A 25,932-nucleotide genomic window follows, 5' to 3' on the forward strand; every position below is an offset into this window, starting at 1 on the left:
GGATCAGTCCGCCCGCACGGCGCAGCTCTCGGCGTACTCCACGTCCCGCACCGACTCGATGGGGTCGTCGCCGCAGACGGGGCAGTCGGGGTTGGGACGGACGGTCACCTCGTCGAAGGTCATCTCGGCGGCGTCGTAGACGACCATCCGGCCGTCCAGCGACTCGCCGACGTCGACGAAGTGCTTGACCGTCTCGGTGGCCTGAATCGCCCCGATAGTCCCTGGCAGGACGCCCAGCACGCCCGTCGTCGCGCAGTCGGGCACGGCGCCCTCGGGCGGGGCCTCGGGGAAGAGACACCGGTAGCACGGCCCGTCGCCGGTGAACGTCGTCACCTGTCCCTCGAAGCGGTAGATAGCGCCGTGGGAGAACGGGACGCCGGCGAGCGTGCAGTAGTCGTTGAGCAGGAAGCGCGTGGGGAAGTTGTCCGACGCGTCGACGACGAAGTCGTAGCCGTCGACCAGGTCGGCGACCGTCTCGGGCGAGACGGCGGTCTCGTGGGTCTCGACGGTCACGTCGGGGTTGAGTTCGCGGACGAACTCCGCCGCACTATCGACCTTGGGCCGGTCCACGTCCGCGTCGCCGTGGACGACCTGTCGCTGGAGGTTGGACCGCTCGACGACGTCGTGGTCGGCGACCCCGAGGGTGCCGACGCCCGCGGCGGCGAGGTACTGGAGGACGGGCGAGCCGAGGCCGCCCGCGCCGACGACGAGGACGCTCGCGTCGAGGAGGGTCGCCTGCCCCTCCGGCCCCACGTCGTCCATGATGATGTGCCGGGAGTACCGATCGAGTTGCTCCGGGTCGAGGTCCGGCGCGCTCATACCCTCGAGTACCGGGCCGAGCGGAATAAGCGGTCCGCTCGCGCTCGCGGCAGCGACGGAAAACTTATCGCCGCGACGTCACCAATCGGGGTATGGCGCCCTCCACTCCGCTCGTCGACCCCAGTACCTACTTCCGCCGCCACGACCGACCCTCGCTGGCCGTCGCGGCCGGGATCGTCTTCGCGCAAGCGATCGGCGTCTCAGTCGCGATGTGGCTGTTCCTCCAGCGCGTGATCGCACACGTCGACGTGCCGCCCGAGGAGCGGGCACGGGCCCAGGGCGTGCTGTTCGGCGCGCTCGTCGGCGTCTTCGTCGCCATCTTCCTCGGCTGGCTCCTCCTCGCCGCGATCCTGCACCTGTTCGTCTGGCTGGCGGGCGGCAGCCGCGGATTCGGGGCGACGCTGGCGGTCACCGGCGAGGCCGAACTGGCCGGCGTCGTCCTGCTGCCGCTGACTGCGGTCGGTCTGTTCACCCTGCTCGGACAGGCCCCGAGCGACCCCGCCGCGTTCACGGATTTCTTCGAGCGAGCGACCTCGTTCAGTTCGCCGGTGTTGCTCGTCTCGTCGCTCCTCGGCACGCTCTGGACGGCCGCGATCCAGGGGTTCGGGCTCGCCGAATCCCACGACCTCCCCGTCGAGAAGATGCTCGTGCTGGCGTTCGTCGTCGGTGTGGTCGGGTTCCTGTTGAACCTGCTCTGAGGAGCGCACGAACCGTCGAGAGTGGGAGAGCGCGTCCGGTCTCAGTCGTCGACGAGCCGTTCGACCGCCTCGTTGATGTCGGCCACCTGGTCGGTCTGGTCGTCGGCTTCGCGGGCGATCTCCGCGGTCGAGTCGGCGATCTCCTCGGCGGCGCTCGTGGACTGGTCGACCATCGACGCGACCTCTTCGGTGGAGGCGGCCTGCTGGTCGGTGGCGGCGGCAACCTCCTGGATGCCGTCGTTGACCTCCTCGACGGCCCGGTGGATGTCTTCGAGCACGCCGATGGCCTCCTCGACCATCTCGATGCCCTCCTCGATCTGCTCGTTCGACTCCTCGATGGTCTCGACGGCGTTCGCCGTGTCGTTCTGGATGCCCGCTACCATCGTCTCGATCGTCCCGGCCTGGCTCTGGGACTCCTCGGCGAGGCTCTTGACCTCGTCGGCGACGACCGCGAAGCCCTCGCCGGCCTCGCCGGCGCGCGCCGCCTCGATCGACGCGTTGAGCGCCAGCATGTTCGTCTGGTCGGCGATGTCGTTTATCACCTCGACGACCTCGTCGATCTCGCTGACGCCGTCCTGGATCGTCAACACGTCGTCGGCGACGCTCTCGGAGGCGCCCTGGATGTTCTCCATCGCCGCAGAGATGTCGGCCGCCGACGCCTGGCCCTCCTCCGCGAGTTCGCGGGCCGTCGTGCTCGCCGAGGAGACCTCCTCGGAGGAGGAGGCGATCTCCTCGACCGCGGCGCTCAGGTTCGACACTTCGTCGGCGACCTGGGACATGCCCTCGTACTGCTCTGCGGCGTGCTCGCGGATCGCGTCTATCTCCTGGGCGATCTCCACCGAGGAGTCCTGTAGCTCGGCCAGCGAGGTCTGGATCTCGCTCGCGGCCTCGGAGTCGTACCCCTCGTCGCGGTCGACTCCCTCCGCGATGTTGTCCTGGATGTCCCTGTCGATGTCCTCGTCGATACCGCCGTCCCGATCGACTGATACCTCCGCCGGGCTCGTACCGGGATCTACCATCGTACTCGCACCGCAGGAGTACCCCTCCTAAAAAGTACGCACCCGATTATTGGGCGTGAAAACGAGGCGGCGGCTCAGAGGTCGTAGAGGGAGCCGAACTTGTCGGTCGCGTAGTCGAGGAAGTAATCGGCGGTGAACGACTCGCCGGTCGCCTCGCGAACGAGGTCGTCGGTCTCGTAGCGACAGCCGTGGCGGTGGACGTTCTCGGTGAGCCAGTCGTGGAGCGGGTCGAACTCGCCGGCGCGGATCTTCGCGTCCAGATCGTCGACGGCGTCCTCGGCGCTGGCGTACAGCTGGGCGGCCATCACGCTCCCCAGCGAGTACGTCGGGAAGTACCCGAGCGAGCCGTGGGTCCAGTGGATGTCCTGCAGGCAGCCCTCGCTGTCGGTGTCGGGCCGCACGCCCAGGTACTCCTCCATCTTGTCGTTCCAGACCTGGGGCACCTCCGCGACGTCCAGATCGCCCGAGATGAGGTCGCGCTCGATCTCGAAGCGGAGGATGATGTGCATGTGGTAGGTCAGCTCGTCCGCCTCGACGCGAATGAGGTTGTCCGGGTAGATCTGGTTGGCCGCCTCGTAGAACTCCCGTGGCGTCGCGTCGACGCCCAGCGTCTCGTTCACGGTGTCGGCGAAGTGCTCCCAGAACGGCAGCGACCGGCCGACGTGGTTCTCCCAGAGCCGCGACTGCGACTCGTGCACCGAGAGGTCGCGGGACTGCCCCAGCGGCGTCCCGTAGTGCTCGTCGGGCAGTCCGAGCGTGTAGGTGGCGTGGCCGAACTCGTGGATGGTCGAGCCGATGGCGCCCATCGGGTCCGCGGGGTCGAAGCGCGTCGTCACGCGCGCGTCGAACTGCGTCCCGGTCGAGAACGGGTGCGCGGCGGTGTCGAGTCGCCCGCGGTCCCAGTCGTAGCCGAGCGTGTCAAGCGCCGCCCGCACGGTCTCTTCCTGTGCCTCGGGGCTGTACTCACCGCCCGCGAAGGGGTCGGCCAGGTCCGCGTCGCTGTCCTCGATCTCGTCGATGAGCGGAACGAGTTCGTCGCGCAGACGCTCCAGCACCCGCTCCGCGGTGTCGAGGCCCAGATAGGGTTCGTACTCCTCGAAGAGCACTGCGTAGGGGTCCCGGTCGGGGTCGATCGCCTCGGCGTACTGGCGCTTGAGGTCGATCATCTTCTCCAGCGTCGGGGCGAAGGCGTCGAAGTCGTCCTCGGCCTTGGCCTCCTCCCAGACCGGCAGGGCGTTCGAGGAGGTCTCGGAGATCTCCGAGACGAGTTCCTCGGGGACTTTCACGGCGCGCTCGTGCTCGCGGCGGATCTCGCGGACGACCGCTCGCTGGCCGTCGTCGAGGTCCGCGTCGTCGAGGTCGTCGAGCCACTCGCCGACGCGGTCGTCGGTCAGTCGCTCGTGGGTGACCGCGGAGAGGGCGGCCGACTGCTTCGAACGGGCGGGCGTACCGCCCTCGGGCATCGTGACCTGCTGGTCCCACCCCAGCACCGAGCCGATGTTGTTCAGGTACGTGAGTTGTTTGACGTGCTCCTCGAAGGCCGGATAGGGCTCCGGTGCGGATTCGGACTCCGTTTCGGGGGATTCCGTCGTCATCACTCCCTGATAGCGGCCCTGTCCGTATCAAAACACGGGTACAGTCCCGGTCGCTTCGCCCGTGGGGCCGCTCAGTACAGTGCGTACAGAGAGCGGTCGCTCGGACGCGTTGCCGGCTGAAAAAGCGAGATCGATGTCTGTCGCTGTGAACGACAGCTGTGTCTCGGTATTACTGTCGGACGACGTTCGCCGCGCGAGGCCCCTTGGCAGAGGACTCGATGTCGAACTCGACCTCAGTACCTTCCGTGAGGTCTTCGCCGCCGACATCCTCCATGTGGAAGAAAACGTCTTCGTCGTCGTCGAGGTCGCCGTCGTCAGTCGAAATGAAACCGTAGCCGCCAGTGTCGTTGAAGAAATCAACCTTACCGTTTGCCATTACAAACAAACAGAGGGTTAGAGAGGGGATAACCCTTCCGAGGGTCGAGGTACCACGACTCCCCACATCACATTCGCAGCGCGATCGGACGAGCCACTCACAACTCGAACTCCAGCACGTCGCCTTCCGCGACGTCGCGCTCGGTCGTCCACCCCTCGTTCACCTCCAGCACGTACTGCCCGCGGCCGGGGTAGGTCTGGTCCCCGCCGTCCTCGTCGGGGCCGGGCGCGGGCGCGTGGTGGATGCGCGTGATCTCCCCCTCGTCGTCGGCGTAGACGATGTCGAGGCCGAAGTCCATCTCACGCATCACGTAGGTGTGGTCGCCGACCTCGTCGTAGACGAACAGCATCCCCCGGTCTTCGGGCAGGCTCTCGGTATCGCTCAACCCGGTGTACCGCAGGTCTCCGGTGTCGGCGATAGCCGCCGAGACGGAGCCCAACTGCTCGCCCTCAGGTGTCGTCACCCGGACCTCGGTAGTCTCGTAGCCCGGGAACAGCGGCGTCCCCGTGGGCGTCGACGGCGTGGGTTCTGGCGTGGCCGTCGGCGACGGAGTCGGCGTCGGCGCCGGGCTCTCCGTCGAGGTTTCGGTGGCCGTCGCCGTCGACCGATCGGGTGCGTCAGTCGGTCCAGCCGTCGTCGCGGCGCCCGGGCCGCCCTCGGACTCGGTCCCGTCCCCCAGACAGCCCCCTACGCCGGCGGCGGCACACGCCGCGAGAAACGCTCGACGTCGCATACCCGCCGCTACGAGCCATCGACTGATAAGGACGACGGGCGAACACGTCGACGCCGTTCCCACCGGCTCGGGCGGGCCGCCACTCACCCGGACCACGACTCGGCGACGGCGCGGTAGATCTCGTAACACCGGTCGAGCACGGCGAGGGAGACGCTCTCCGACGCGGTGTGGGCCTCGCCGGGTTCGGCGGGACCGCAGACGACGCAGGTCGTCCCCGCGTCGGCGAGCCACCCGGCGTCGGTGGCGTGCGGCTTGACGACGTGCGCGGGCTCGCCGTCGCCCGGCGCGTCGACGCCCTGGGCGGCCTGCGCGTCGCGAGCGGCCGACAGCACCGCGTCGGCGAATTCGGGGTCGTCGCAGGCCATCGGCGGGAGGTCCTGGTCGACGGTCCAGGCGACGCCGTCGATCGATTCGGTCCGCTCCAGCGGCGCGCGCTCGCCCGGCACCGTCCGCTCGTCGACGGTCACCTCGCACCGCTCGGGGATCACGTTCCACGCGGACCCGCCCTCGATCTCCGTCACGGCGACGCTTCCCGACAGCTGGTGGCCCATGACCTCGCTCTCGGGGAACTCGAGATCGCGCACGACGTCGATGGCATCGCTGGCGCGGTAGATGGCGTTCGCGCCGCTCTCGGGTTCGCTGGCGTGGGAGGCGCGCCCTTTTGCGACGAGCGTCGACCCGCGACGGCCCTTGTGCGCGACCGCCACGTCGGTGACGCCCGGGGCGGAGTAGCCCGTCGACCCCTCGCCGACGACGGCGTAGTCGGGCGCGAACCCGCGGTCGATGGCCGCTCGCGCGCCCACGCCGCCGACCTCCTCGCCGACGAACGAGGCGAAAATCAGTTCCACGCCGTCCGGGAGATCCGCGTCGCGGAACGCGCACAGCGCCGCGGCGACGGCTCCCTTCATGTCTGCGCTCCCGCGACCGCGGAGTCGACCCGCGGACTCCCGGACGACGTAGCCGCCGTCGTCGGTGACCTGCGACTCGTCCGGCGGGACGACGTCGTGGTGGCCGACGAGCGCGAGCGACGTCTCGCCGGTCCCCTTGCGGGCGACGACGTTCCCGCCGCGCCCCGCTTCGGCGCCGGCGTCGTCGCGCGTCACAGCCGCGTCCGTGTGTTCGCGGAGCCACTCCTCGATGAAATCGCCCGCTGTCTCCTCGCGCTCGTGGCTCGGGATCGAAACGAGGTCGCGGGCGACGTCGGCCACGTCCATACTCCTGTCCTCGGACGGCGAGAACTTCAACCCTCTCGGCGATCCGTGTCTCTCCGATATCGTTCGCCCGCGGTGCACGACCGTGTCGACTGGCGGAATAGTTCAACAGGCCAACTTATTGCGGAAGTATTTCAGAAAGATTTACATTACTGGGTGACTCAATCGAAGATGGGATGGTAGCGAGCGAGACCGTCGCGTCGCCCGGGACCGCCACGCGGTCAGGGGGGTTCCGGCGCGGTCGATCCGTCACTGGGACGGTCGATCGCGCCGGTGACAGCATCCCGGCACCGTCGATCCCTGCGACGCGCGGGCTCGGCAGCCATTCCGAATCCACACCCATTCCGAACCCACTTCCGTTCCGAATCCGACCCACTCCGAATCCACACCCGCTCCGAACCTGACCCGTTCCGGACGCGGACGAGGTCCGGGTCCACCCCCCGGACCTGTCGGTCGCCGGATCGGTACCGCGTACATCGATCGGCCGCGGCCGTTCGAGGCCGGCCGAGGCCATTCGACGATCGCCTCCACAAGAGACTTCCCGCCGATAGCCGAACGTATCTTCCAATGACAACGGCCCCCGAACGGGCACGTGACGACGTGTCGCTCCGAGAGTCGATCCCGCCGCTACACGTGTGGGCGAAGACGTTCGTCGTCGGCCTGTTCATGGGTACCGCCGACGCGGTCCCCGGCGTCTCCGGCGGCACCATCGCGCTCATCGCCGGCGTCTACGAGCGCCTCATCGCCGCGATCACCGCCGTTACGCCCCGCCGCTTCTTCGACGGCGTCCGCGCGCTCACGCCGCTCGACGGCGGCGTCTCGCTCGACCGCGCCGCCGCGGTCCTCGAAGAGGTCGACGGCTGGTTCCTGATCGCGCTGCTCGCCGGCATCCTCTCGGCGGTCGTCGTCGTCACGCGGATCGTCGACATCGCCAACGAGGCCGCACCCGTCCTCCTGTTCGGGGTCTTCTTCGGCCTGATTGGCGCGTCCGCGGTCATCCTCTTCCGGGCCATCACGGTCCGGACCGTCCCGGAGATCGTCGCCGCGGCCGCGGGCTTCACCGTCGCGTTCGTCGTCTCCGGATACGGGGAAGTGCTCGATTCCGGCGGCCTGATCGTGGTCTTCGGCGCCGGCGCGCTGGCGATCAGCGCGATGATCCTCCCCGGTATCTCGGGCTCGCTCGTCCTCGTGATCCTCAGCCAGTACGAACGGATGTCGACGACGCTGAGCGAGTTCGTCAGCGCGCTGGCCGGCGCGGTGACCGGAAACGGACTCGCGCCGGTCGTCGAACACGGAACCGTCGTGGTCACGTTCGTCTGCGGCGGCCTCGTCGGACTGTTCACCATCTCGCGGGTCATCCGCCGAGCGCTCGACGCCAACCGCGAGGTGACGCTCGCCTTCCTCGTCGCGCTCGTCCTCGGCGCGCTCCGGGCACCCATCGTGACGCTCGGAGGCGACGAGTACGACGTCGTCTGGAACACCGCGACCATGGAGGCCTTCGCCGGCGCGGCGCTCGTCGGCGCCGTCGTCGTCTTCGTCCTCGACTGGTACGCCGTCGACCTCGATCTCGACGCCGTCTGACCGGGCGAACCGGCGGCGCCGTCGGACGCTCGCCTCGCGACCCGGTCAAACGACCGTTTGATAGTCCGACAGGTTATCCCCCTCTCCCGGTGACTTCCGGCCATGCGCACCGCATTCGCCGCCCTGGCGGTTCTCGTCCTCCTCGCCGGCTGTCAGGGGATCCTCGGAGAGCGACTCGTCGACGACCCGGCCGAACCCGCGTATCCCGACGACGCCGACGCGGTGTCTATCGAGTACCGGAACGGCCTCTGCAACGGGAGTTGTCCCGCGTTCTCGGTCGAGATCTGCGGGAACGGGACGGTGTTCTACACCGGGTTCGCGAACGTGAACGCGACCGGGCTCCACCGCTACAGCGTCCCGCAGTCGAACGCGACTGCGGTCCTCAACGCCTCCTACCGCGCCGACTTCTTCGCGCTGAACGAGAGCTACCCCGCACAGGCGGACGACATCTCCTCGCGGTGGACGCGAGTCTCCATCGGGAACAACTCGCACAGTATCCGGGACTACGGTTCATCGTGGGGAACGTCGCCGGAGCGACTCGGCGAGTTCCAGGCGACGCTTCTCGAACGGGCGGCCGTCGGGCCGCTGATCCGCGGCGGCGACCGCGATATCGACGACGAACGGTACGACGAACTTGAGGGGCGGATGCCGTTCTGCGCATGATGGTGACCGTCCGACGTCGGCGTCCGAACTGTTCCGGGCTGTCAATTACCGGCTGGATGTCTCTCGGAGAGGTGCGCTAGAATGCCTGTAGGACGCTCGACGTTCGCGTTCTGTTTCGCAGGTCTGTTCCTGCTCTCGGGGTGTCTCGGTGTCGTCCCCTCCGGTGACCAGGCGGCGACAGCGTCGCCGTCGGCGGAAGCGCTGGGCGCGCGGTCCGGTGTTCCGGACTATCCGGACGGGACCGAGACCGTCTCGATCCGCTACGAGTCGAGAATCTGCGGCGGCGGCTGTTCGGCGTACGTGATAGAACTCTGCGGGAACGGGACCGTCTACTTCGCGGGCTTGAAAGACGTGAACGTGACCGGGCTCCACCGGTACGAGGTTCCCCAGCGGAACGTCACTGCGGTCCTCAACGCCTCGTATCGGACCGAGTTCTTCGCGAAGGACAAGAAGATGGGCGGCGACGGCGAAGCACACGTCGAGCAGTTGACCGTGCGGGTCGGAAATCGCTCCAAGACGGTCTACTACGTCCATCCCTGGCCGTCGGAGTCGACCGGGGACCTCTCCGCACTCGAGTCGACCTTGGTCAACCGAACGAACGCTCGACCACGCATCGGGGACAGCCCCGACACCGAATTCGCGGGGGACGGTCGAGCGCTGTACGAACGGATGCCGTTCTGTTCGTAACCGCCCTTCAACTCAGGAACAGCCGCCGATCGGCCCGCTCGTGCTCGGCCGAGCGGACGTCGACGAGCGGTGCGAACGGCGTCATGTCGTCGAGCGAGCGGTCGGCGCTCTCCTCGACGGCGTCGACCATCGCCGGCCGGAGGTCGTCGAGGACGCGCTGGACGTCGGTGTGTCCCAGTCGCAGCAGCCGCTGTGCCGCGGCCAGCTGCGCCGTCGCGAACTCGTGACAGGCGAGCAGACAGGCCTCGCGGACGGTCACGCCGGCCAGCCCGGTGACGACGCCGAGCGCGACCGCGTAGTTGCCCGGCGCGTCGCCGGCGTCGACGGCTTCGCCGTACCGCTCCAGCAGGTCGTCCTCGCGGAGGTCTCGCTGGAGAGTCAGCAGTCGGTTCCCCGTCCGCTCGGAACTCTCGCGGAACTCCGCGGGGAGCGTGACCGCGGTGAGTCGTCGGTCGGCTCGTTCGACGGCGACCGGATCCCCGCCCGACGCGGCGGCGTGGGCCGCGCGGAGCGCGACCAGATCCGCTCGGCCGTGCTGGCGCCGGAGGACCGTCGAGACGAGGTCCCGGAGGTCGTCGGCGTCCGCGACGCTGTCGGCCGCGACGAACTGCTCCAGCGCGTAGGAGACGCTGTCGGTCCCGACCGGGAGGAACGAGTCGGCCAGTCGCAGCGATTCGAGGGTCGCCTCGTCGCTCACGACTGCTCGCCTCCGTCGGAATCGCCCCCCGGTTTCGGGTCGAGCGTCCGCACGCCGTGGTCGTGAGCGTGGGAGTGGCCGGCCTCATCATGATTGTGCGTGTGGTCACCCTCGCCGTGGCTGTGCGAGTGGTCGGCAGCGTCGCCCTCGTCGAACAGCGTCGGCGGGACCTCGTCGTATTCGATCGTCGCGCCGTCGGGAAGGTGCGGTTCGACGGTCGACTCCATCCGCTCGCGGGTGTCGGCGAGCGGCAGGTAGGCGCGCTCGCCCTCGACCGCGAGATCCCAGTGGCGGTTCCCGACGGCGTGACCGAGTTCGAGCGCCGTCGTCACCGCCGCCCTGTCCGGGTCTGTGACGGCGCCGAAGTCTATCGCCATCGCCTCGACGGCTTCCAGTGAGACGACGACCAGTCGGTCACCCGTCGAGAGCACGTCGCCGTCGCGCAACTCGCGGGCGACGACGACGCCCAGGTCCGTCCCGTCGTCGGCCGTCGTGCGGAAGCGCGAGCGGCGGCGCTCGGTCCCGTCGACGGCGACCGCGAGCGGGTCGCCCGACTCGACGCGCTCGGCGACCGCGTCGTCGTCGAGCGTCCCCACGAACGCCTCGGCGACCAGCATCAGGGCCTCCTGGAGTCGGGAGCGCCGACGCCGAGCAGTTCGGTTCGTGCCTCGTCCCACGCGGCGCGGAGCGCGGCCGTCACCGTCTCCGCGCGGTGGCCGAGCGCGCGCACGGCGACGCCGGCGTCGTTCGGCAGTCGCGTCGCGCCCGCTCGGACCGCATCGGCGTCTCCGTCCGTATGGTCTCCTGAGTCTGCCTCGGCGTTCGCGACTTCGTGGAGTCGGTCGCTCAGGTCGGTGCCGTCGGGGGCGTCGTCGCCGGCGGGTGTGAGGACGTACAGCGTCCCGAGGACGGTGAATTCGCCCATGACCCCCGGTCCCGAGGGATCGGCGTCGGCGGGCCGGAGGTGGGTGGCGTCGTCGACGAGCAGGTCCCCCTCGCGGCGGACGCGCAGGCGCGAGAGGTACCGCTCGAAGTCGAAGCGCTCGCCGCGGGCCAGCCGGCCGGGGACGACCACGTCGCCGACGACGGCGCTCGCGTCGGGCGCTACTTCGAGGTCGACTCCCTGGAAGAATCGCGAGTCCTCGTGGAGGATCGTCGGTTCGGGCACGTAGTCGAGGTGGCCGCCGCTCCCGACGGCGAGCGACACGTCCGCGGCGGCGTAGTTGCGCGCCATCGAGAGCACCTTCTGGGAGCTCTGCGTGGAGACGTGCGCGACGGCGTCGGCGCCCACGACGACGTCGACGTCGTGCCGGTCGCCCTGTGCGACGCCGCCGGTGGGCGACTGGACGTACACCGTCTCGGCTTCGGGCAGCGGGTCGTGGCCGAGCGTGCCGCTGACGTGGAACGGCGCCCGCGCGAGGTCTCGCACGAGGTTCGTCTCGCCGCCGGCGTCGGCGGCGAAGGCCAGTTCGAGGCGGCCGTCCTTGCCGGGCGAGCCGACCGCCGCGGCGGGGACGGACTCGGCGGCGTACTCGGCGAACGCGGGGTGCGGCGGCTCGTCCCCCTGACGTGGACCGTCGGACGGTCGGTCGGGCGTGTCGGCCGCCATCTCAGGCGAACAGCACCCCGTCGCTGACGTGATCCTGTACTGCCTCGATCCCCTCGCCGGCCCTGCAGTTCGTGAAGACGAACGGGCCCTCCCGCACCTCGTCGGCGTCGGCCTCCAGCACGTCGAGGTCCACGTCGACGTGAGGGGCCAGGTCGGTCTTGTTGATGACGAGCAGGTCACAGTCGACGACGCCGGGGCCGCGCTTGCGCGGGATGTCCTCGCCCTCCGCCACGCTGATGACGTACAGCGAGTAGTCGGCGAGTTCGGGGTTGAACGTCGCGGCGAGGTTGTCGCCGCCGCTCTCGACGATCACCAGGTCGAGGTCGGGGTGGTCGGCGAGGAAGTCGTCGATCTGCGCGAGGTTCATCGACGGGTCCTCGCGGATGCCGGTGTGGGGGCAGGCACCCGTCTCGACGCCGGCCACGAGGTCCTCGGGGACGACGCCGGCGAACCGTTGGCGCAGCGCGTCGGCGTCCTCCTGGGTGAGCACGTCGTTGGCGATGACGCCGACGTCCAGCCCCCCGTCGCGGAGTCGGGGGACGAGTTCGCTGACGAGCGCGGTCTTGCCCGAGCCGACGGGGCCGCCGATGCCGACCGTCGCCACGTCGCGGTGGGTGAGACTCACGATTTCGCCTCCGGTTCGTCGGAATCGCCAGACTGCTCCGCCGCGTCCGCCGACCGGATCGGGTCGTGGACAGTCACGAGCTTCGTCCCGTCGGGGAACACGGGTTCGACCTGGATCATGTCGACCATCTCGGGGACGCCCGACATGACGTCCTCGGGGTCCAGTAGCTGGGTGGCCTCGGCGCGGATCTCGGCGACGTCCCAGCCGTCGCGGGCGCGCTCGACGCACCAGTCGGAGATGTACGCAACAGCCTCGGGGTGGTTCAGCCTGACGCCACGCTCCTTGCGGCGCCGGGCGAGTTCTGCGGCCATGAAGACCGTCAACCGCTCCTCCTCTTTCGGTGTGAGATTCATTCTGAGACTCCTAGAGCATGTACCGCTGTGCGAGCGGCAGTTCTTCGCTCGGTTCGCAGGCGACGACCTCGCCGTCGACTTTCACCTCGAAGGTCTCGGGGTCGATCTCGATGTCGTCGGGGCAGTAGTCGTTGTAGTGCATGTCGCCCTTGCCGGGCGTGCGAGCGCCGGAGACGGGGACGACCGGTGTGTCGAGGCCGTACTCGTCGCCGACGTCTGCCTCGGCGGCCGCCGGGCTGACGAACGACAGCGAGAGGGCGTGTTTGGCCTTGCCGACGGCGCCGGCGCGGGGCCGCTGTTTGATCGGTTCGCAGGTCATCAGCGAGCCGTTGGCCTCGCCCATCTCCGAGTAGACCGGGAATCCGCCCTTGAACGTCATCGCGGGCTTGATGCCGAAGAACGCGGGGTCCCACAGCACCACGTCGGCGAGTTTCCCGGGTTCGAGCGTGCCGACGTAGTCGTCGATACCCGCGGAGATAGCGGGGTTGACGGTGTACTTCGCGAGGTAGCGCTTCGCGCGGAAGTTGTCGGAGCCGTCGCGGGTGTCGGCGGCTTTGTCCTCCGGCAGGGGGCCGCGCTGGGACTTCATCTTCGAGGCGGTCTGCCACGTCCGGGAGATCACCTCTGCCTGGCGGCCCATCGCCTGGGAGTCGGAGGTCATCATCGAGATGGCGCCCTCGTCGTGGAGCACGTCCTCGGCGCCGATGGTCTCCGCGCGGACGCGGGACTCGGCGAACGCCACGTCCTCGGGCACGTCGGGGTTGAGGTGGTGACACACCATCACCATGTCCAGGTGCTCGTCGAACGTGTTGACGGTGTAGGGCATCGAGGGGTTCGTCGACGAGGGGAGCATGTTCGACTGGCCGACCATCTCCATGATGTCTGGCGCGTGGCCGCCGCCCGCGCCCTCGATGTGAAACAGGTGCATGGTCCGCCCGTCGACGGCGGCGAAGGTGTTCTCGACGAACCCCGCCTCGTTGAGGGTGTCCGTGTGCATGCACACCTGCACGTCCGCTTCCTCGGCGACGTCGAGGCAGGTGTCGATGGCGTCGGGCATCGACCCCCAGTCCTCGTGGAGTTTCAGCCCGCAGGCGCCCGCCTCCAGTTGCTCCCGGAGGGGGCCGGGCTTCGAGGCGTTGCCCTTGCCGTAGAAGCCGACGTTGACCGGCCACTCCTCGGCGGCCTGCAGGAAGCGTTCGACGTTCTTCGGCCCCGTCGTGCAGGTCGTCGCGCCGCCGCCGTAGCCGCCGCCGAGCATCGTCGTGATCCCGGAGGCGAGCGCGTGATCGGGCAACTGCGCCGAGTTGAAGTGGACGTGGATGTCCAGCCCGCCAGGTGTCGCGATCTTCCCCTCCGCGGGGTAGACGTCCGTGGAGGGGCCGACGACCATGTCGACGCCGTCCATCGTGTCGGGGTTACCGGCCTTCCCGATCCCCGCGATCTCGCCGTCGCGGATGCCGACGTCCGCGGCGACGATCCCGTGGATGGGGTCCATCACGAGCGCGTTCGTCAGCACCCAGTCGAGGGCGCCCTCCTCCTGGGTCGTGCCCGGGGACTGCCCGAGGCCGTCGCGCAGCGTCTTCCCGCCGCCGAAGACCGCCTCGTCGCCGGGCGTCCGGAGGTCCTCCTCGACCTCGACGAGCAGTTCGGTGTCGCCCAGCCGCACCTGGTCGCCCTCGGTGGGGCCGTACAGCTCCGCGTACGCCTCACGGTCGACCTCGCGGGTCACGACTCGTCCTCCTCGTCGTCCGTTTCCTCGCTCGCTCCATCGCCGTCGAGTTTCCCGGCCTGGGACGGGATGCCCCCGAAGCCCTGCCGTTCGGCGCGCTCGACGGCCGCGGCGGCGTCCCCGTCGACGCTCCCGTTCACGAGGCCGTTCATCCCGTGGGCGACGCGCTTGCCGCCGATGGCGACGAGATCGACTGTCTGCTCGTCGCCTGGTTCGAACCGCACCGCGGTCCCGGCGGGGACGTTCAGTCGCATCCCGAACGCGGCCTCCCGGTCGAACTCCAGGGCGGCGTTGGCCTCGAAGAAGTGGAAGTGCGAGCCGACCTGCACTGGCCGGTCGCCCGCGTTCCCGACCGTCACCTCTGCTGTCTCGCGGCCTTCGTTTATCGTCACCGTCCCCTCGCCCGCGATCACCTCGCCGGGGATCGCGTCGTCATCCATACCGTACCACGTCCGTCGATAGTTCCGACTGATAGTCGATCATCTGCGCGATTATTTGCGGAGGCTCCATTAGTCGATTGGCCTCAGCGCAAATACCACCGGGCGCCGCCGAGAGTAACCGCGATCGTTTGAATATCGGAGTCTATTGTGGTCGTTCGATCAACTATCGTCGGTGTCGTCGAGCCGCGTCTCGGCTTCCGTGACCGTCAGCGGGACGTCGTCGGTCAGCCCGTCGAACAGGCGGACGACCTGGGGCGGGCGGAGGTCGCAGTCGGTCAGCAGGTCGGCGTCGGTCAGAATCTCGCGGGTAGACCCGGTCGCGGCCACGCGTCCGTCCGCGTCGAGCAGGACCACGCGGTCGGCGACGTGGGGGACGAGCTCCGTCTCGGGGGTCGAGACGACGAGCGTGACCCCCTCGGCGGCGAGCTCGTCCAGCAGGTCGAGGATCGCCGCGCGGTTGGCGGCGTCCACGTTGCTCACCGGTTCGTCGAGGAGGAGTGCGTCGGGCTCGACGGTCAGGGCGCTCGCGAGCGCTGCCCGCCGCTGCTCGCCGCCGCTGAGTCTGAACGGCGGCTTCGATAGCAACTCGCCGAGATCGAGTCGGGCGGCGACGCGGTCGACCCGTCGGTCGGTCTCGCCGTCGGGGAGGTCCTGCTGGGCCGGGCCGTACGCCAGGTCCTCGCGGACGGTCGGGTTGAACAGGTAGTCGGCGGGGTCCTGCGTGAGGACGCTCAGCCGGTCGCGGACGGCGTCGGCGTCGCCCGTCTCCCCGAAGTACCGGACCTCCCCGTCGTCGGGGTCGATCAGCCCGCCGAGGATCTGGAGGAGCGTGCTCTTGCCGGCCCCGTTCGGGCCGAGCAGCGCGACCCGTTCGCCCTCGGCGACGGTCACGTCGACGCCGTCGACCGCGGGGGTCCCGTCCGGGTAGGCGTAGCGGAGACCGGTCGCCTCGATGGCCGGGGGACCGCCGCCGTCGTCGGTCACGCGAGCACCACTCCCAACGCGGTGCCCGCGACTATCAACGCGAACGCGGCGTCGGCGGCGCCCGGGGTCGCTCGCGGACGGACCGGCGTCGTCCCGCTGGCACCGCGGGCGCGAGCGGCGCGCTGGACGCGCTCGCCCCGCTCGACGCTGCGCAGGAGGAACGTCCCGAGGAAGTTGCCCGAGTCGCGCCAGGTCCGTCGCAGGTCCGGATCGGTGACCGTCCGCCCCCGCCGCGCCCGCACCATCCGTTCGAGCTCGGCGAAAAACAGCAGGAGGTAACGATAGGTGATCGAGAGCAGGGAGACCGCGATGGCCGGGGCGCGGAGGCGACGGAGCCCGGCGAGCACGTCCGCGAACGTCGTCGTCAACAGGAGCAGGGAGAGGAAGCCGACGCAGGCCGCGACGCGGACGGTGAAGACGGCGACGTACTCGACGCCCGCGACCGACAGCGGAGTCGAGCCAAGGGTGGGCCCGCCCATCAGCAGAACCTGCGGTGCGACGGCGACCAGCGCGAACGCCGGCGGACCGACGAGCCGGCCGGCGAAGGTCCGTGCGGGCACCCGCGACGCGAACGCGAGCGCGACGGCGAGGGCCGTCAGCGCCAGGACGGAGGGCAGGTCGCGCCGGCTGACCGTCAGCGCGACGAGCGCGACGAGACCGACGAGCTTGACGCTCGGCGCGACCGCCTGCAGGAAGCCCGGTCGCTGGGGGACGTCCTCGGCGAGCAGGAACCAGCGGGCGCGGTCGGCCAGCGCGGCGAGCGTCCGGTCGAGGGAGTCGGCGTGGCGCATCGGCGTCGGCGCTCCTCAGCGCGGCCCCTCGGGGTCGGTTCCGAGCAGGCGGCCGATGCCGAGCGCGACCAGGAGCGTCAGCGCCGTCCCGACGACGGCGGAGACGAACGTGCTCGCGGCGGTCCCGAGCCCGGGGACGCTGTAGTCGGGGAACGGCGCGGCGTCGACGGGCTCGGCGTCGTCGGTCGCGCCCGTCGCCTCGGCGGCGTTCTCCAGGGGTTCGGCGTAGCCGACCTGTCCGGCCGCCCAGCCGAACACCGGCGCGAGCAGGGCGAGGACGAGAAGGACGGCGAGCGCCCGGGTCGCCCACTCGGGTATCCACTGCGGTGCCATCAGGCGCTCACCTCCGGCTGCCCGATCGGCCGCAGGTCAGGGCGAGCCTCGACGAGATAGCGGTAGACGACGGCGGTGATGGCGCCCTCGACGAGGCCGAGGACGAGGTGGCCGACGCCCATGATCGCCAGCGTCGCCAGTAGCTCGTACTGGAAGGCCGACGAGAGGCCGATCTGGAGGCCGGCGGTGAGCGCGCCGGCGGTGATGCCGAGCCAGCCGGCGGCGAAGGCCGCGCGGAACTCGCCGTAGGGAGCGACCGCGCGGTAGACCGCGTAGCCGACGTACACCTCGACGATGGCCATATTGAACACGTTCGCGCCGAGGACGACGAGGCCGCCGTCGCCGAACACCAGCGCCTGGATGGAAACGACGGTGGCGACGCAGAGCGCGCCCAGGTGGGGGCCGAGCAGAATCGCCGCGAACGCGCCGCCGACGAAGTGGGCGCTCGTCCCGCCGGGGATCGGCCAGTTGAGCATCTGCGCAGCGAATATCCCCGCGGCGACGACGCCGAGCAGCGGCGCCCGGGCGTCCGATACCTCGCCGCCGACGCGCCGCGCCGCGACCGTGAGGACCGCGACCGAGAGCGCGGCGAACAGCAATGCGAGCGGCAGATCGACGTAGCCGTCCGGAATGTGCATACGCACCCTCCCCACCCCCATCTAATAATACTTCATCTTCGTGCAGTATTACTGGGGCGCCAAGCGGCGGTGTGCGCCGTCCGCGCTCGTACCCGCGGCGGGCTGCCCGCGTGTGACCAGCCATATTACCCACAGCGTCGTAGCCGGGGTCATGGGAGACGACATCGACCGGATCAGTCTGACGCTCCCGTCGTCGATGGTCGACCGGCTCGACGGCATCGTCGACGACTGGGAGTACGACAGTCGGTCGGAGGCCATCCGGGACTCGCTGCGTGACTTCTTCGCCGACTACGAGTGGGAGGCCGGCGGCGATACCCAGCACCACGGGACCGTCGTCATCGTCCACGACCACCACGTCGACGGCATCGCCGACGACCTCCAGTCGATCCAGCACGAGATGGCCGACGCGATCACCTCTGTCCAGCACATCCACCTCTCGCACGACACCTGCATGGAGACGCTCGTCGTCGAGGGGTCGGCCGCCGATATCACCGAACTCGCCAATCGCCTGCGCGCGCTCGGCGGCGTCCAGCAGGTGAAGGTCGTCGTCGTCGACGAGTGATCGCCGGGATCTCCGGACCCGTCGAATCCGGCGATCGTTCTGATCGTTCGTTCATTGTCACTTCTGCGTCGGCGGTCTCGACGAGTCCGCGAGACTCCGCTCTCACGCTCGAATCGTCTGGAACACAACGTTCAATCTATTTCGACCGATCGATTTCGAATATCAACTAATTATGGACAGTCCTAACACATCCTAATATTCAAGCGAAGGGTATTGGACATCTATAATACGAGAGTGCAAACCCTTATTTACCGGCTGGGAAATCGAAGGAACGTACGAATATGATGGACGCTCGTGCGGGTATGTTCCGAGACAGTGGTGAAAAGTGTGAAATTTCGGCCCGGATTGTTTCAGATCGTAACTCTGTAGGTGTGGCAGAATGAGCGACAGCGGGATCAGTCGCCGGCAGTTCGTGACGGCGGGCGGTGCGGCGATGGTCGCCGGGCTGGCCGGTTGTTCGGAGACCGGGGGCGCGACGACCGACACGGCGAGTAGCTCCGACACGGTGAAGATCGGTGTGCTGGAGGACCAGTCGGGCAACTTCGCGCTGGTCGGTGACCCCAAATACAAGGCGTCGATGCTCGCCATCCAGGAGATCAACAACAACGGCGGCATCGACGGCAAGCAGATCGAACCGGTCACGCGCGACCCCCAGTCGGACAACCAGCGCTACCAGGAGCTCACCCGCGAGTTCATCAACGAGGAAGGGGTCGACGCCCTCTGGGCGGGGTACTCCTCGGCGACGCGGGAGGCGATCCGGCCGATCATCAACCGGAACGAGCAGCTGTACTTCTACACGACCCAGTACGAGGGCGGCGTCTGCGACAAGACGACCTTCGCGATGGGGCCCACGGCCCGCCAACAGCTCGGCACCGTCCTCCCGTACCTCGTCGAGGAGTACGGCCCGAAGATCTACACGATCGCGGCGGACTACAACTTCGGCCAGCTCTCGGCCGACTGGGTCGAGGTTCTGGCCGACGAGAACGACGCCGAAGTCGTCGCGGATCCGGAGTTCATCCCGCTCAGCGAGTCCAGTTTCGGCTCGGTGATCAACAACATCCAGGACGCCGACCCCGACTTCGTGATGTCGATGCTCGTCGGCGCGAATCACACCTCCTTCTACGAGCAGAAGGCCTCCGCGGGGCTGGACGTCCCCATCGGCACGTCGACGGCGATGGCGCAGGGCTACGAGCACGAGCGCCTCGACCCGCCGGCGATGGCGAACATCTACGCCGGCGTCAACTACATGCAGGAGGTCCCGACGACGAGCAACACCGAGGACGGCGGCTTCGTCGACCGCTACTTCGAGAAGTACCCCGACGCGCCCTACCTCAACGAGGAGGCCGAGACGAACTACTTCTCGACGTACATGTACAAGGAGGCCGTCGAGCAGGCCGGCACGCTCGAACAGCCGGAGGTCATCGAGGCGCTGGAGTCGGGCATCACCCTCGGCACCGAGCGCGCGCCCGAAGCGCCCGAGGGCGAGGAGATCGCGCTCGACGGCGCGACCCACCACGTCGACCACCACATGTGGGTCATGCGCGCCGACGACGAGCACAACGTCGAGGCGGTCGAGAACCGCAAGGTGCCCGAGCAGTTCCTCTCGGAGACGGTCGGCTGTAACCTCCCCGAGGAGTCCGAGCAGACCCAATACACGCCGGTCGACTACTTCGAGGAGGCCGAATAGGGATGGTCAACGGCCTGAACCTCGCGTTTCAGTTCCTCGATAGCTTCGCGCTCGTCGTGCTCGCAGCGGCGGGGTTGGCCGTCATCTTCGGCATCATGGGCGTCATCAACCTCGCTCACGGCGAGTTCATCCTCGTCGGCGCGTACGCGACCACGTTCGCCGTCACGTGGGCGGGGCTCCCGCTGCCGGTCGCGATGGTCGTCGGAACCCTGGTGACCGCCGCCTTCGGCGTCGTCGTCGAGCGGACGATCATCTCGGGGTTCGTCCCCAACTGGATCGGCCAGCGGATCGCCGGCCGCGACCTGATGGAACCGCTGTACGACCGACTGGCCGACTCGATGGTCGCGACCTTCGGGTTGAGCCTCGTCATGGTTCAGGGCGCTCGGATCGTCTTCGGGAACTCCATCGACACGGTCGGGACGCCGTTCGGAAACGTCGCCTACGGCGAGTTCTCCTACGCGACCTACCAGCTCGTCCTCGCCGGCGTCAGCGTCGCCGTCCTCGCCGCGACCTACGTCGTGTTCACGCGCACGACGTTCGGCACGCGGGTCCGCGCGACCATGCAGGACGAGCAGACGGCGAAGGCGCTCGGCGTCGACACCGAGCGCACGTACATGCTGACGTTCGCCATCGGGTCGGGACTGGCCGGGCTGACCGGCGCGCTGTTCGCGCCGATCCGGGCGATGCAACCGACGCTGGGCGACGGGTTCCTCATCGAGGCGTTCGTCGCCGTCGTCGTCGGCGGCCCGAGCGTGGTCCTCGGGACGGCGCTGTCCGGCGGCGTGCTCGGCGCCGTCAGCGCGACGGTGACGAACGTCACCGACTCGACCACGTTCGGCAGGATCGCCCTGCTGCTGGCCGCGATGCTCGCGCTCCGGTTCCTCCCCGACGGTATCACCGGGTTCATCGATCGGGTTCGCGCCCGCCGCCAGGAGGCCAACGATGGCGACTGAACCGACGGACGGACCGTCGGGGGCCGCCCGCGGTCCGCTCGCTCGCGTCCGCGGCCGTCTCGAAGGCCCGAACACGGTCGGCAACTCGCGGGGCTTCTGGGTCGGCTTCGCCGTCGCCGTCCTCGCGCTCGCGGCCCTGCCGGCGTTCGCCAGCAGCGGGCAGTTCTCGCTGTTCCTCGTGCTCGCGCTGCTGGGACTGTCGCTGTCGCTCGTCTGGGGCTACTCGGGCGTGCTCAGCTTCGGGCAGGTCGTCTTCTTCGGCGTCGGCGGCTACACCTTCGGAATCGTCTCGATCAACCTCCCCGACGCGACGGGGATCACGGCCGCCGTCGTCGCCGGCGTCGCGCTGGGCGCCCTCGCCGCCGCGCTGCTGGGGTACTTCATGTTCTACGGCGGCGTCAGGGACGTCTACGTCACCATCATCACGCTCGTCGCGACGATGGTGATGAACACCTTCATGGCCCAGACCGCCGGCTCGGAGTGGACCATCGGCGAGGCGCCGCTCGGCGGGTTCAACGGGATGCCGGGCATCCCGCTGCTCGAACTCGGGATCGAGGGCGTCGCCTCCTTCCAGTTCGTGTTCAACGAGCTGTCGTTCCTGGGCCTGTTCGCGTTCGACCCGTTCTACTATCTCGCGCTCGTCGCGCTCCTGGCGACGTACCTCGGCCTGCGCGCGCTGGTCAACTCCGATTTCGGCCGCGTGATGGTCGCCGTCCGGGAGGACCAGGACCGCACCCAGATGTTCGGCTACGACGTCAAGCGCGTCAAACTGCTGACGTTCACGCTCGGCGGCGCGCTCGCGGGACTCTCGGGCGTGCTGTACGCCGCGCGAAACGTCTACATCGACCCGCAGGTGTTCGCGCTGTGGTTCGCCACGCTGCCCGTCATCTGGGTGAGCGTCGGCGGCCGCAAGAGCCTGCTCGGCGCCGTGATCGCCACGATCGGCATCGAGTACTTCCGGCTCTCGACCCAGGGCGAGATGGCGCTGGTCGTCCTCGGGGCGCTCCTGCTCGTCTTCATCCTCGCGCTGCCCGGCGGCATCGTCCCGTGGATCGCCGACCGGTTCGCGGGCAGCGCCGTCCCCGTCTCGGAGATCGACGACGCCGACGCGCCCAGGGAGGTGACCGACTCGTGAGCAGCGATGCCGACCGCAGGGAAGCATCGGGGAGCGGGGACGGAGGACCCGCGAGCGACACCGCCGACGAGGGCCTCCAGCCGAACGTCCGCGAGACGCCGGCCGGGCGGGCCACGGGCCCGCGCACCGACACCCTGCTCCAGACCGACGACCTGGTCAAGCGCTTCGGCGGGTTCACCGCCACCGACTCGATCGACTTCAGCGTCGACGAAGGCGAGCTGCGCTGCCTGATCGGTCCCAACGGCGCCGGGAAGTCGACGCTCCTCAACCTCGTCGTCGGGACGCTCAGTCCGTCGGAGGGCAGCATCTACTACGACGGGCAGGACGTCACGGACCTGGAACCCAACGAACGGGTCCGCAACGGCATCAGCATGAAGTTCCAGGTCCCCTCGGTGTACGGTGACCTCTCGGTCCGCGAGAACGCCCGCCTCCCGATCCAGCAGTTCGCCGACGGCGAGGAGCGCCGCCGGCGCGTCGACGAGGCCATCGCCGACGCGGGGCTCGCGGGGTACGAGGACGTCGAGGCGAGCACCCTCTCGCACGGCCAGCAACAGCAGCTGGAGATCGGCATGGCAGCGTCGCTCGAACCGGACCTGCTCCTGCTCGACGAGCCGGTCGCCGGCCTCTCGGTCGACGAGCGGGCGGAGATCGCCGACCGGATCCAGCGGCTCAACCGCGAGGAGGGGATCGCGTTCGTCGTCATCGAGCACGACACGGACTTCGTCGGCGAGATCGCCGACAAGGTGACCGTTCTCCACCAGGGCGATATCTTCCGCGAGGGCCCGATCGAGGAGATCGAAGCGGACCCGGAGGTCAGGCGGATATACCTGGGGGGCGAGCAGTGACGCTCCTCGAACTCGCCGACGTGACCGTCGGCTACGATGCGCCGGTGCTCCGGAACGTCGATCTGTCCGTCGAGGAGGGCGAGATCGTCGGCGTCGTCGGGAAGAACGGCGTCGGCAAGACGACGCTCATGAAGACGGTCGTCGGCCTCCTCGAACCCGATACCGGAACCGTCGCCTACCGCGGGACGGACGTGACCGGGCAGTCGGCCGACGAGCGCGCCCGCGCCGGGATGGGCTACATCCCGCAGGGCCGGGACATCTTCCCCGGCCTGACCGTCGAGCAGAACCTGAAGATGGGCGAGCACGTCAACGCCGGCAGCGACGAAACGCGGTACGAGGAGGTCTACGACCTGTTCCCGGTGCTCGAAGACCGGGCCAACCAGGACGGCGAGACGCTCTCGGGCGGCCAGCAGCAGATGCTCGCCATCGCACGGGCGCTGGTCGCCGACCCCGACCTGCTCCTGCTCGACGAGCCCAGCGAGGGCGTCCAGCCCTCGATCGTCGACCAGATCAGCGAGGACATGCGCGCCATCAACGAGGAACTGGGGACGACAATCCTCTTCGTCGAGCAGAACCTCGGCGTCATCCGCTCGATGGCCGACCGCTGTTACGCCATGGAGCGCGGCGAGATCGTCGACGAACTCGGCGCGGAGGCGCTCGACGACGAGGACACGATCGCGAGTTACCTCGCCGTCTGAACGGGCCACCAGATCCCGCAGACGCGGTCGGGACGGACGGGGCGAGCGCCCCGTCCCCGCCGCCGCGAGTGTGCGACACAATTCCACGGTTTCGGGGTCTGTACCGAATGATAATAGGCAAAAGGGGTTATCCGTCTCCAACCGTTACGTCGAGGTACAGTGAGCGTCCACACCCCCTCCACGCCCGGCCGCGACAGCCGCCGGAAAGCGACGCTGTTCTGCCCGGAGTGTGGACACGAGAGCGAACCGACCGGCGACTGGGTGGTTCGCGAGAGCGAGGAACCGAGCGACGACCACGCGAGCGGCGCGGCCTACGAGTGTCCCGACTGCGACACGGTTATCACGACCCGCAGTCGGGCGGAACTCCCGCAGTACGCCTGACCGTCCGCCCTACTTCTGCTGACCGCTAGAGACCGACCCACCCCCGCACATCAGGGACCTTTTCACGGCCGGACGCCGTACGAACGGTATGAACATCGTTCCGGACACGAGCGTGGTCATCGACGGCCGCGTGTCCGAGCAGATCGAAGCCGACGCCGACCCCGATTCGGAGGCGGTCGGCGAGGGATTCGCCGGCGCCACCGTCTACGTCCCCGAGGCGGTCGTGGGCGAACTCGAAGCGCAGGCCAACGACGGCCGCGAGAGCGGCTGGGACGGGCTGGGAGAACTCCAGCGGCTCGCCGAACTCCACGACGAGGGCACCGCCTCCGTCGAGTACGTCGGTCGCCGCCCCGCCGAGGTCGAACAGCGCGAGGCCGGCGAGGGCAAGATCGACGCGATCATCCGCGACCTGGCCGAGGAACACGACGCGACGCTCGTCACCAGCGACGTCGTCCAGAGCGAGGTCGCGAAGGCCAAGGGTCTCGACGTCGTGTACCTCGAACCGCGCGGCCGGGACACCGAGTCGCTCGACATCGAGCAGTTCTTCGACGAGACGACGATGAGCCTCCACCTCAAGGTCGGCGTCGCGCCGATGGCCAAGCGCGGCGAGATCGGCGACATGCACTACGAGACGATCCGCGAGGAGATCTCCACCGAGACCGACCTCAAGGAGTGGGCCCAGGACATCGAAAACTCCGCGCGCGCCAGCGCGAACGGGTTCGTCGAACTCGACGAACCGGGTATGACCATCGTCCAGTTCCGCCAGTACCGCATCGCCATCGCCCGGCCGCCGTTCTCGGACAAACTGGAGATAACGGCGGTCCGCCCCATCGTCAAGACCGACCTCGACGACTACGAGCACGCCGACGAACTGCGCGAGCGCCTGCTCGAACACCAGCGCGGCGTCCTCATCTCCGGCGCGCCGGGGGCCGGCAAGTCCACCTTCGCCCAGGCCGTCGCGGAGTTCCTCGCCGACTCCGATTTCGCCGTCAAGACCATGGAGAAACCGCGCGACCTGCAGGTCGGCGACCGGATCACCCAGTACACTGAACTCGGCGGGTCGATGGCCAAGACGGCCGACTCCCTGCTGATGGTCCGGCCGGACTACACCATCTACGACGAGGTGCGCAAGACCGACGACTTCGAGGTCTTCGCCGACATGCGCCTCGCGGGCGTCGGCATGGTCGGCGTCGTCCACGCGACGCGAGCCATCGACGCACTCCAGCGCCTCGTCGGCCGCGTCGAACTCGGGATGATCCCGCAGGTCGTCGACACTGTCGTCTACATCGAGGCCGGCGCGGTCGACACCGTCTACGACGTGACGACCGAGGTCAAGGTCCCCGAGGGACTGATGGAGGAGGACCTCGCGCGCCCAGTCATCATGATCCGCGACTTCGAGACGGGGCGGCCCGCCTACGAGATCTACACGTTCAACCGCCAGGTCGTCACCGTCCCGATCGGCGAGAACGCCGCCGACGGCGGGGCCGGCGCCGAGAGCGGCACCGAGCGCATCGCCAAACAGGAGGTCGAGCGGGAGATCCGCTCGATCGCCCACGGCCACGTCGAGGTCCAGATCCGCGACCCCAACACCGCCGTGGTGTACGTCGAGGACGACGACATCTCCGCGGTCATCGGCAAGGGCGGCGGTCGCATCTCCGACGTGGAGAACCGCCTGGGCATCGACATCGACGTCCGCACCTTCAGCGAACAGCCCCAGGGCGCGGGCGGCCCCGGCGGAAGCGGCGGTAGCGGTTCGGGCGGTGGCGGCTCGGGCGGTCCCGGCGGTGCGGGCGGCGGCGAGATCGTCTCTCCCGAGATCACCTCCCGGCACGTCGTCATCCCGATGGACGGCTACGAGGGCGACACCGTCGAGGTGCAGGCCGACGGCGAGTACCTCTTCACCGCGACCGTCTCGCGCGGCGGCGAGGTGCAGGTCTCGCGCGGCTCGGCCATCGCCGAAGAGCTCGAACGGGCGATCGACCGCGGCAAGACGATCACCGTCAGCCCGTCGTAAGCCGTCTCTCAATTTCTGTCGGGTGAGGGGTCGAACTGTCGAATCTCTCCACCGTTTCGCAGGCGGCGTGCCACAG

Annotated in this window: 29 protein-coding genes; 12 read left to right on the top strand and 17 right to left on the bottom strand. The window is 69.0% G+C overall.

The features are described 5' to 3' along the window. Positions 1 to 3: 3 nt before the first annotated feature. Positions 4 to 819 carry an SAMP-activating enzyme E1 gene (gene ubaA / locus ACMGFH_RS17870; RefSeq protein WP_415379826.1) on the bottom strand — a complete coding sequence of 272 codons (816 nt, stop codon included), beginning with the start codon at positions 817 to 819 and terminating at the stop codon, positions 4 to 6. A 92-nt stretch (positions 820 to 911) separates the two neighbouring features. Here ubaA and ACMGFH_RS17875 point away from each other — a divergent pair, with 92 nt between their 5' ends. Next, complete coding sequence (locus ACMGFH_RS17875) at positions 912 to 1,517, top strand: YIP1 family protein (protein WP_415379827.1); 606 nt, start codon at positions 912 to 914, stop codon at positions 1,515 to 1,517. A 41-nt stretch (positions 1,518 to 1,558) separates the two neighbouring features. Here ACMGFH_RS17875 and ACMGFH_RS17880 read toward each other — a convergent pair whose 3' ends face one another. The 5 genes from ACMGFH_RS17880 to ACMGFH_RS17900 all read right to left on the bottom strand — a co-directional run bounded on the left by ACMGFH_RS17880 (position 1,559) and on the right by ACMGFH_RS17900 (position 6,454). Next, positions 1,559 to 2,536, bottom strand: coding sequence for a methyl-accepting chemotaxis protein (locus ACMGFH_RS17880; RefSeq protein WP_415379828.1), 978 nt, complete (start codon positions 2,534 to 2,536; stop codon positions 1,559 to 1,561). A 74-nt stretch (positions 2,537 to 2,610) separates the two neighbouring features. After that, entirely contained in the window at positions 2,611 to 4,131 is a 1,521-nt protein-coding gene (locus tag ACMGFH_RS17885) for a carboxypeptidase M32 (protein WP_415379829.1), read from the bottom strand. Between the two features lie 169 nt (positions 4,132 to 4,300). After that, on the bottom strand, positions 4,301 to 4,507 hold the full coding sequence (locus tag ACMGFH_RS17890) for a cold-shock protein (RefSeq protein WP_415379830.1): 207 nt from the start codon (positions 4,505 to 4,507) through the stop codon (positions 4,301 to 4,303). A 97-nt stretch (positions 4,508 to 4,604) separates the two neighbouring features. Further along, positions 4,605 to 5,240 (bottom strand): DUF192 domain-containing protein, encoded by a 636-nt coding sequence (locus tag ACMGFH_RS17895; RefSeq protein ID WP_415379831.1) that lies wholly within the window; start codon positions 5,238 to 5,240, stop codon positions 4,605 to 4,607. A gap of 83 nt (positions 5,241 to 5,323) precedes the next feature. Further along, positions 5,324 to 6,454, bottom strand: a complete 1,131-nt coding sequence (locus ACMGFH_RS17900; RefSeq protein WP_415379833.1) for a M20 family metallopeptidase — start codon at positions 6,452 to 6,454, stop codon at positions 5,324 to 5,326. A 564-nt stretch (positions 6,455 to 7,018) separates the two neighbouring features. Between ACMGFH_RS17900 and ACMGFH_RS17905 the strand changes: the two genes are divergently transcribed. The 3 genes from ACMGFH_RS17905 to ACMGFH_RS17915 all read left to right on the top strand — a co-directional run bounded on the left by ACMGFH_RS17905 (position 7,019) and on the right by ACMGFH_RS17915 (position 9,382). Beyond that, positions 7,019 to 8,032 (top strand): DUF368 domain-containing protein, encoded by a 1,014-nt coding sequence (locus ACMGFH_RS17905; RefSeq protein ID WP_415379834.1) that lies wholly within the window; start codon positions 7,019 to 7,021, stop codon positions 8,030 to 8,032. Positions 8,033 to 8,134: 102 nt separating this feature from the next. After that, complete coding sequence (locus ACMGFH_RS17910; RefSeq protein ID WP_415379835.1) at positions 8,135 to 8,695, top strand: DUF6438 domain-containing protein; 561 nt, start codon at positions 8,135 to 8,137, stop codon at positions 8,693 to 8,695. A gap of 81 nt (positions 8,696 to 8,776) precedes the next feature. After that, positions 8,777 to 9,382 carry a DUF6438 domain-containing protein gene (locus ACMGFH_RS17915; RefSeq protein ID WP_415379836.1) on the top strand — a complete coding sequence of 202 codons (606 nt, stop codon included), beginning with the start codon at positions 8,777 to 8,779 and terminating at the stop codon, positions 9,380 to 9,382. Positions 9,383 to 9,389: 7 nt separating this feature from the next. On the opposite strand, the gene ACMGFH_RS17920 is transcribed toward ACMGFH_RS17915, so the two are convergent. From ACMGFH_RS17920 to ACMGFH_RS17970, 11 genes are all read right to left on the bottom strand, one after another. Further along, complete coding sequence (locus tag ACMGFH_RS17920; protein WP_415379837.1) at positions 9,390 to 10,079, bottom strand: urease accessory protein UreF; 690 nt, start codon at positions 10,077 to 10,079, stop codon at positions 9,390 to 9,392. Then, a complete protein-coding gene (locus ACMGFH_RS17925) occupies positions 10,076 to 10,696 on the bottom strand; it encodes an urease accessory protein UreE (RefSeq protein WP_415379839.1) in 621 nt (206 codons plus the stop codon). The genes ACMGFH_RS17920 and ACMGFH_RS17925 overlap by 4 nt, the downstream gene beginning before the upstream one ends. Further along, a complete protein-coding gene (locus tag ACMGFH_RS17930; protein ID WP_415379840.1) occupies positions 10,696 to 11,688 on the bottom strand; it encodes an urease accessory protein UreD in 993 nt (330 codons plus the stop codon). Before ACMGFH_RS17930 ends, ACMGFH_RS17925 begins: the two co-directional genes overlap by 1 nt. Position 11,689: 1 nt before the next feature. Continuing rightward, the gene (ureG, locus tag ACMGFH_RS17935) at positions 11,690 to 12,313 is read right to left on the bottom strand and encodes an urease accessory protein UreG (protein ID WP_415379841.1); all 624 of its coding nucleotides are present in this window, start codon (positions 12,311 to 12,313) and stop codon (positions 11,690 to 11,692) included. Then, positions 12,310 to 12,666 (bottom strand): urease subunit gamma, encoded by a 357-nt coding sequence (locus ACMGFH_RS17940; protein WP_415379842.1) that lies wholly within the window; start codon positions 12,664 to 12,666, stop codon positions 12,310 to 12,312. Before ACMGFH_RS17940 ends, ureG begins: the two co-directional genes overlap by 4 nt. Before the next feature lie 10 nt (positions 12,667 to 12,676). Continuing rightward, the gene (gene ureC / locus ACMGFH_RS17945; protein WP_415379843.1) at positions 12,677 to 14,395 is read right to left on the bottom strand and encodes an urease subunit alpha; all 1,719 of its coding nucleotides are present in this window, start codon (positions 14,393 to 14,395) and stop codon (positions 12,677 to 12,679) included. Continuing rightward, positions 14,392 to 14,835 (bottom strand): urease subunit beta, encoded by a 444-nt coding sequence (locus ACMGFH_RS17950; protein ID WP_415379844.1) that lies wholly within the window; start codon positions 14,833 to 14,835, stop codon positions 14,392 to 14,394. Before ACMGFH_RS17950 ends, ureC begins: the two co-directional genes overlap by 4 nt. A 159-nt stretch (positions 14,836 to 14,994) precedes the next feature. After that, positions 14,995 to 15,819 (bottom strand): energy-coupling factor ABC transporter ATP-binding protein, encoded by an 825-nt coding sequence (locus ACMGFH_RS17955; protein WP_415379845.1) that lies wholly within the window; start codon positions 15,817 to 15,819, stop codon positions 14,995 to 14,997. Next, positions 15,816 to 16,610 (bottom strand): cobalt ECF transporter T component CbiQ, encoded by a 795-nt coding sequence (cbiQ, locus tag ACMGFH_RS17960; protein ID WP_415379846.1) that lies wholly within the window; start codon positions 16,608 to 16,610, stop codon positions 15,816 to 15,818. Before cbiQ ends, ACMGFH_RS17955 begins: the two co-directional genes overlap by 4 nt. Before the next feature lie 15 nt (positions 16,611 to 16,625). After that, positions 16,626 to 16,943, bottom strand: coding sequence for a PDGLE domain-containing protein (locus tag ACMGFH_RS17965; RefSeq protein ID WP_415379847.1), 318 nt, complete (start codon positions 16,941 to 16,943; stop codon positions 16,626 to 16,628). Continuing rightward, positions 16,943 to 17,581 (bottom strand): energy-coupling factor ABC transporter permease, encoded by a 639-nt coding sequence (locus ACMGFH_RS17970; RefSeq protein ID WP_415379848.1) that lies wholly within the window; start codon positions 17,579 to 17,581, stop codon positions 16,943 to 16,945. Before ACMGFH_RS17970 ends, ACMGFH_RS17965 begins: the two co-directional genes overlap by 1 nt. A 151-nt stretch (positions 17,582 to 17,732) precedes the next feature. On the opposite strand from ACMGFH_RS17970, the gene nikR reads away from it, so the two are divergent. The 8 genes from nikR (at position 17,733) to ACMGFH_RS18010 (ending at position 25,856) form a co-directional block, all read left to right on the top strand. After that, complete coding sequence (gene nikR / locus ACMGFH_RS17975; RefSeq protein WP_415379849.1) at positions 17,733 to 18,143, top strand: nickel-responsive transcriptional regulator NikR; 411 nt, start codon at positions 17,733 to 17,735, stop codon at positions 18,141 to 18,143. 379 nt (positions 18,144 to 18,522) lie between these two features. Then, on the top strand, positions 18,523 to 19,830 hold the full coding sequence (locus tag ACMGFH_RS17980; protein ID WP_415379850.1) for an urea ABC transporter substrate-binding protein: 1,308 nt from the start codon (positions 18,523 to 18,525) through the stop codon (positions 19,828 to 19,830). Between the two features lie 2 nt (positions 19,831 to 19,832). Continuing rightward, entirely contained in the window at positions 19,833 to 20,783 is a 951-nt protein-coding gene (urtB, locus tag ACMGFH_RS17985; RefSeq protein ID WP_415379851.1) for an urea ABC transporter, permease protein UrtB, read from the top strand. Then, complete coding sequence (locus ACMGFH_RS17990; RefSeq protein WP_415379852.1) at positions 20,773 to 21,918, top strand: ABC transporter permease subunit; 1,146 nt, start codon at positions 20,773 to 20,775, stop codon at positions 21,916 to 21,918. The genes urtB and ACMGFH_RS17990 overlap by 11 nt, the downstream gene beginning before the upstream one ends. Continuing rightward, positions 21,915 to 22,763, top strand: a complete 849-nt coding sequence (locus ACMGFH_RS17995) for an ABC transporter ATP-binding protein (protein WP_415379853.1) — start codon at positions 21,915 to 21,917, stop codon at positions 22,761 to 22,763. Before ACMGFH_RS17990 ends, ACMGFH_RS17995 begins: the two co-directional genes overlap by 4 nt. Then, entirely contained in the window at positions 22,760 to 23,461 is a 702-nt protein-coding gene (locus ACMGFH_RS18000) for an ABC transporter ATP-binding protein (protein WP_415379854.1), read from the top strand. The genes ACMGFH_RS17995 and ACMGFH_RS18000 overlap by 4 nt, the downstream gene beginning before the upstream one ends. A gap of 159 nt (positions 23,462 to 23,620) precedes the next feature. Beyond that, complete coding sequence (locus ACMGFH_RS18005; protein WP_415379855.1) at positions 23,621 to 23,842, top strand: phage terminase large subunit family protein; 222 nt, start codon at positions 23,621 to 23,623, stop codon at positions 23,840 to 23,842. A gap of 88 nt (positions 23,843 to 23,930) precedes the next feature. Continuing rightward, positions 23,931 to 25,856 (top strand): PINc/VapC family ATPase, encoded by a 1,926-nt coding sequence (locus ACMGFH_RS18010; protein WP_415379856.1) that lies wholly within the window; start codon positions 23,931 to 23,933, stop codon positions 25,854 to 25,856. The last annotated feature ends 76 nt before the right edge of the window (positions 25,857 to 25,932 follow it).

The organism is Halosimplex rarum (assembly GCF_047715405.1).
In the GTDB taxonomy this organism is placed as follows: Archaea; Halobacteriota; Halobacteria; order Halobacteriales; family Haloarculaceae; genus Halosimplex; species Halosimplex rarum.

What these genes read in the sequence shown, in the direction of transcription:
- nikR (WP_415379849.1), top strand. Translation starts at nt 17,733, where the DNA reads ATGGGAGACGACATCGACCGGATCAGTCTGACGCTCCCGTCGTCGATG.
- ACMGFH_RS17980 (WP_415379850.1), top strand. Translation starts at nt 18,523, where the DNA reads ATGAGCGACAGCGGGATCAGTCGCCGGCAGTTCGTGACGGCGGGCGGT.
- ACMGFH_RS17890 (WP_415379830.1), bottom strand. Translation starts at nt 4,507, where the DNA reads ATGGCAAACGGTAAGGTTGATTTCTTCAACGACACTGGCGGCTACGGT.
- ACMGFH_RS17880 (WP_415379828.1), bottom strand. Translation starts at nt 2,536, where the DNA reads ATGGTAGATCCCGGTACGAGCCCGGCGGAGGTATCAGTCGATCGGGAC.
- ACMGFH_RS17950 (WP_415379844.1), bottom strand. Translation starts at nt 14,835, where the DNA reads ATGGATGACGACGCGATCCCCGGCGAGGTGATCGCGGGCGAGGGGACG.
- ACMGFH_RS17930 (WP_415379840.1), bottom strand. Translation starts at nt 11,688, where the DNA reads ATGGCGGCCGACACGCCCGACCGACCGTCCGACGGTCCACGTCAGGGG.
- urtB (WP_415379851.1), top strand. Translation starts at nt 19,833, where the DNA reads ATGGTCAACGGCCTGAACCTCGCGTTTCAGTTCCTCGATAGCTTCGCG.
- ACMGFH_RS17965 (WP_415379847.1), bottom strand. Translation starts at nt 16,943, where the DNA reads ATGGCACCGCAGTGGATACCCGAGTGGGCGACCCGGGCGCTCGCCGTC.
- ACMGFH_RS17875 (WP_415379827.1), top strand. Translation starts at nt 912, where the DNA reads ATGGCGCCCTCCACTCCGCTCGTCGACCCCAGTACCTACTTCCGCCGC.
- ACMGFH_RS17925 (WP_415379839.1), bottom strand. Translation starts at nt 10,696, where the DNA reads ATGCTGGTCGCCGAGGCGTTCGTGGGGACGCTCGACGACGACGCGGTC.
- ACMGFH_RS17970 (WP_415379848.1), bottom strand. Translation starts at nt 17,581, where the DNA reads ATGCACATTCCGGACGGCTACGTCGATCTGCCGCTCGCATTGCTGTTC.
- ACMGFH_RS17895 (WP_415379831.1), bottom strand. Translation starts at nt 5,240, where the DNA reads ATGCGACGTCGAGCGTTTCTCGCGGCGTGTGCCGCCGCCGGCGTAGGG.
- cbiQ (WP_415379846.1), bottom strand. Translation starts at nt 16,610, where the DNA reads ATGCGCCACGCCGACTCCCTCGACCGGACGCTCGCCGCGCTGGCCGAC.
- ACMGFH_RS17905 (WP_415379834.1), top strand. Translation starts at nt 7,019, where the DNA reads ATGACAACGGCCCCCGAACGGGCACGTGACGACGTGTCGCTCCGAGAG.
- ACMGFH_RS17915 (WP_415379836.1), top strand. Translation starts at nt 8,777, where the DNA reads ATGCCTGTAGGACGCTCGACGTTCGCGTTCTGTTTCGCAGGTCTGTTC.
- ACMGFH_RS17900 (WP_415379833.1), bottom strand. Translation starts at nt 6,454, where the DNA reads ATGGACGTGGCCGACGTCGCCCGCGACCTCGTTTCGATCCCGAGCCAC.
- ubaA (WP_415379826.1), bottom strand. Translation starts at nt 819, where the DNA reads ATGAGCGCGCCGGACCTCGACCCGGAGCAACTCGATCGGTACTCCCGG.
- ACMGFH_RS17885 (WP_415379829.1), bottom strand. Translation starts at nt 4,131, where the DNA reads ATGACGACGGAATCCCCCGAAACGGAGTCCGAATCCGCACCGGAGCCC.
- ACMGFH_RS17910 (WP_415379835.1), top strand. Translation starts at nt 8,135, where the DNA reads ATGCGCACCGCATTCGCCGCCCTGGCGGTTCTCGTCCTCCTCGCCGGC.
- ACMGFH_RS17990 (WP_415379852.1), top strand. Translation starts at nt 20,773, where the DNA reads ATGGCGACTGAACCGACGGACGGACCGTCGGGGGCCGCCCGCGGTCCG.
- ACMGFH_RS18010 (WP_415379856.1), top strand. Translation starts at nt 23,931, where the DNA reads ATGAACATCGTTCCGGACACGAGCGTGGTCATCGACGGCCGCGTGTCC.
- ACMGFH_RS17940 (WP_415379842.1), bottom strand. Translation starts at nt 12,666, where the DNA reads ATGAATCTCACACCGAAAGAGGAGGAGCGGTTGACGGTCTTCATGGCC.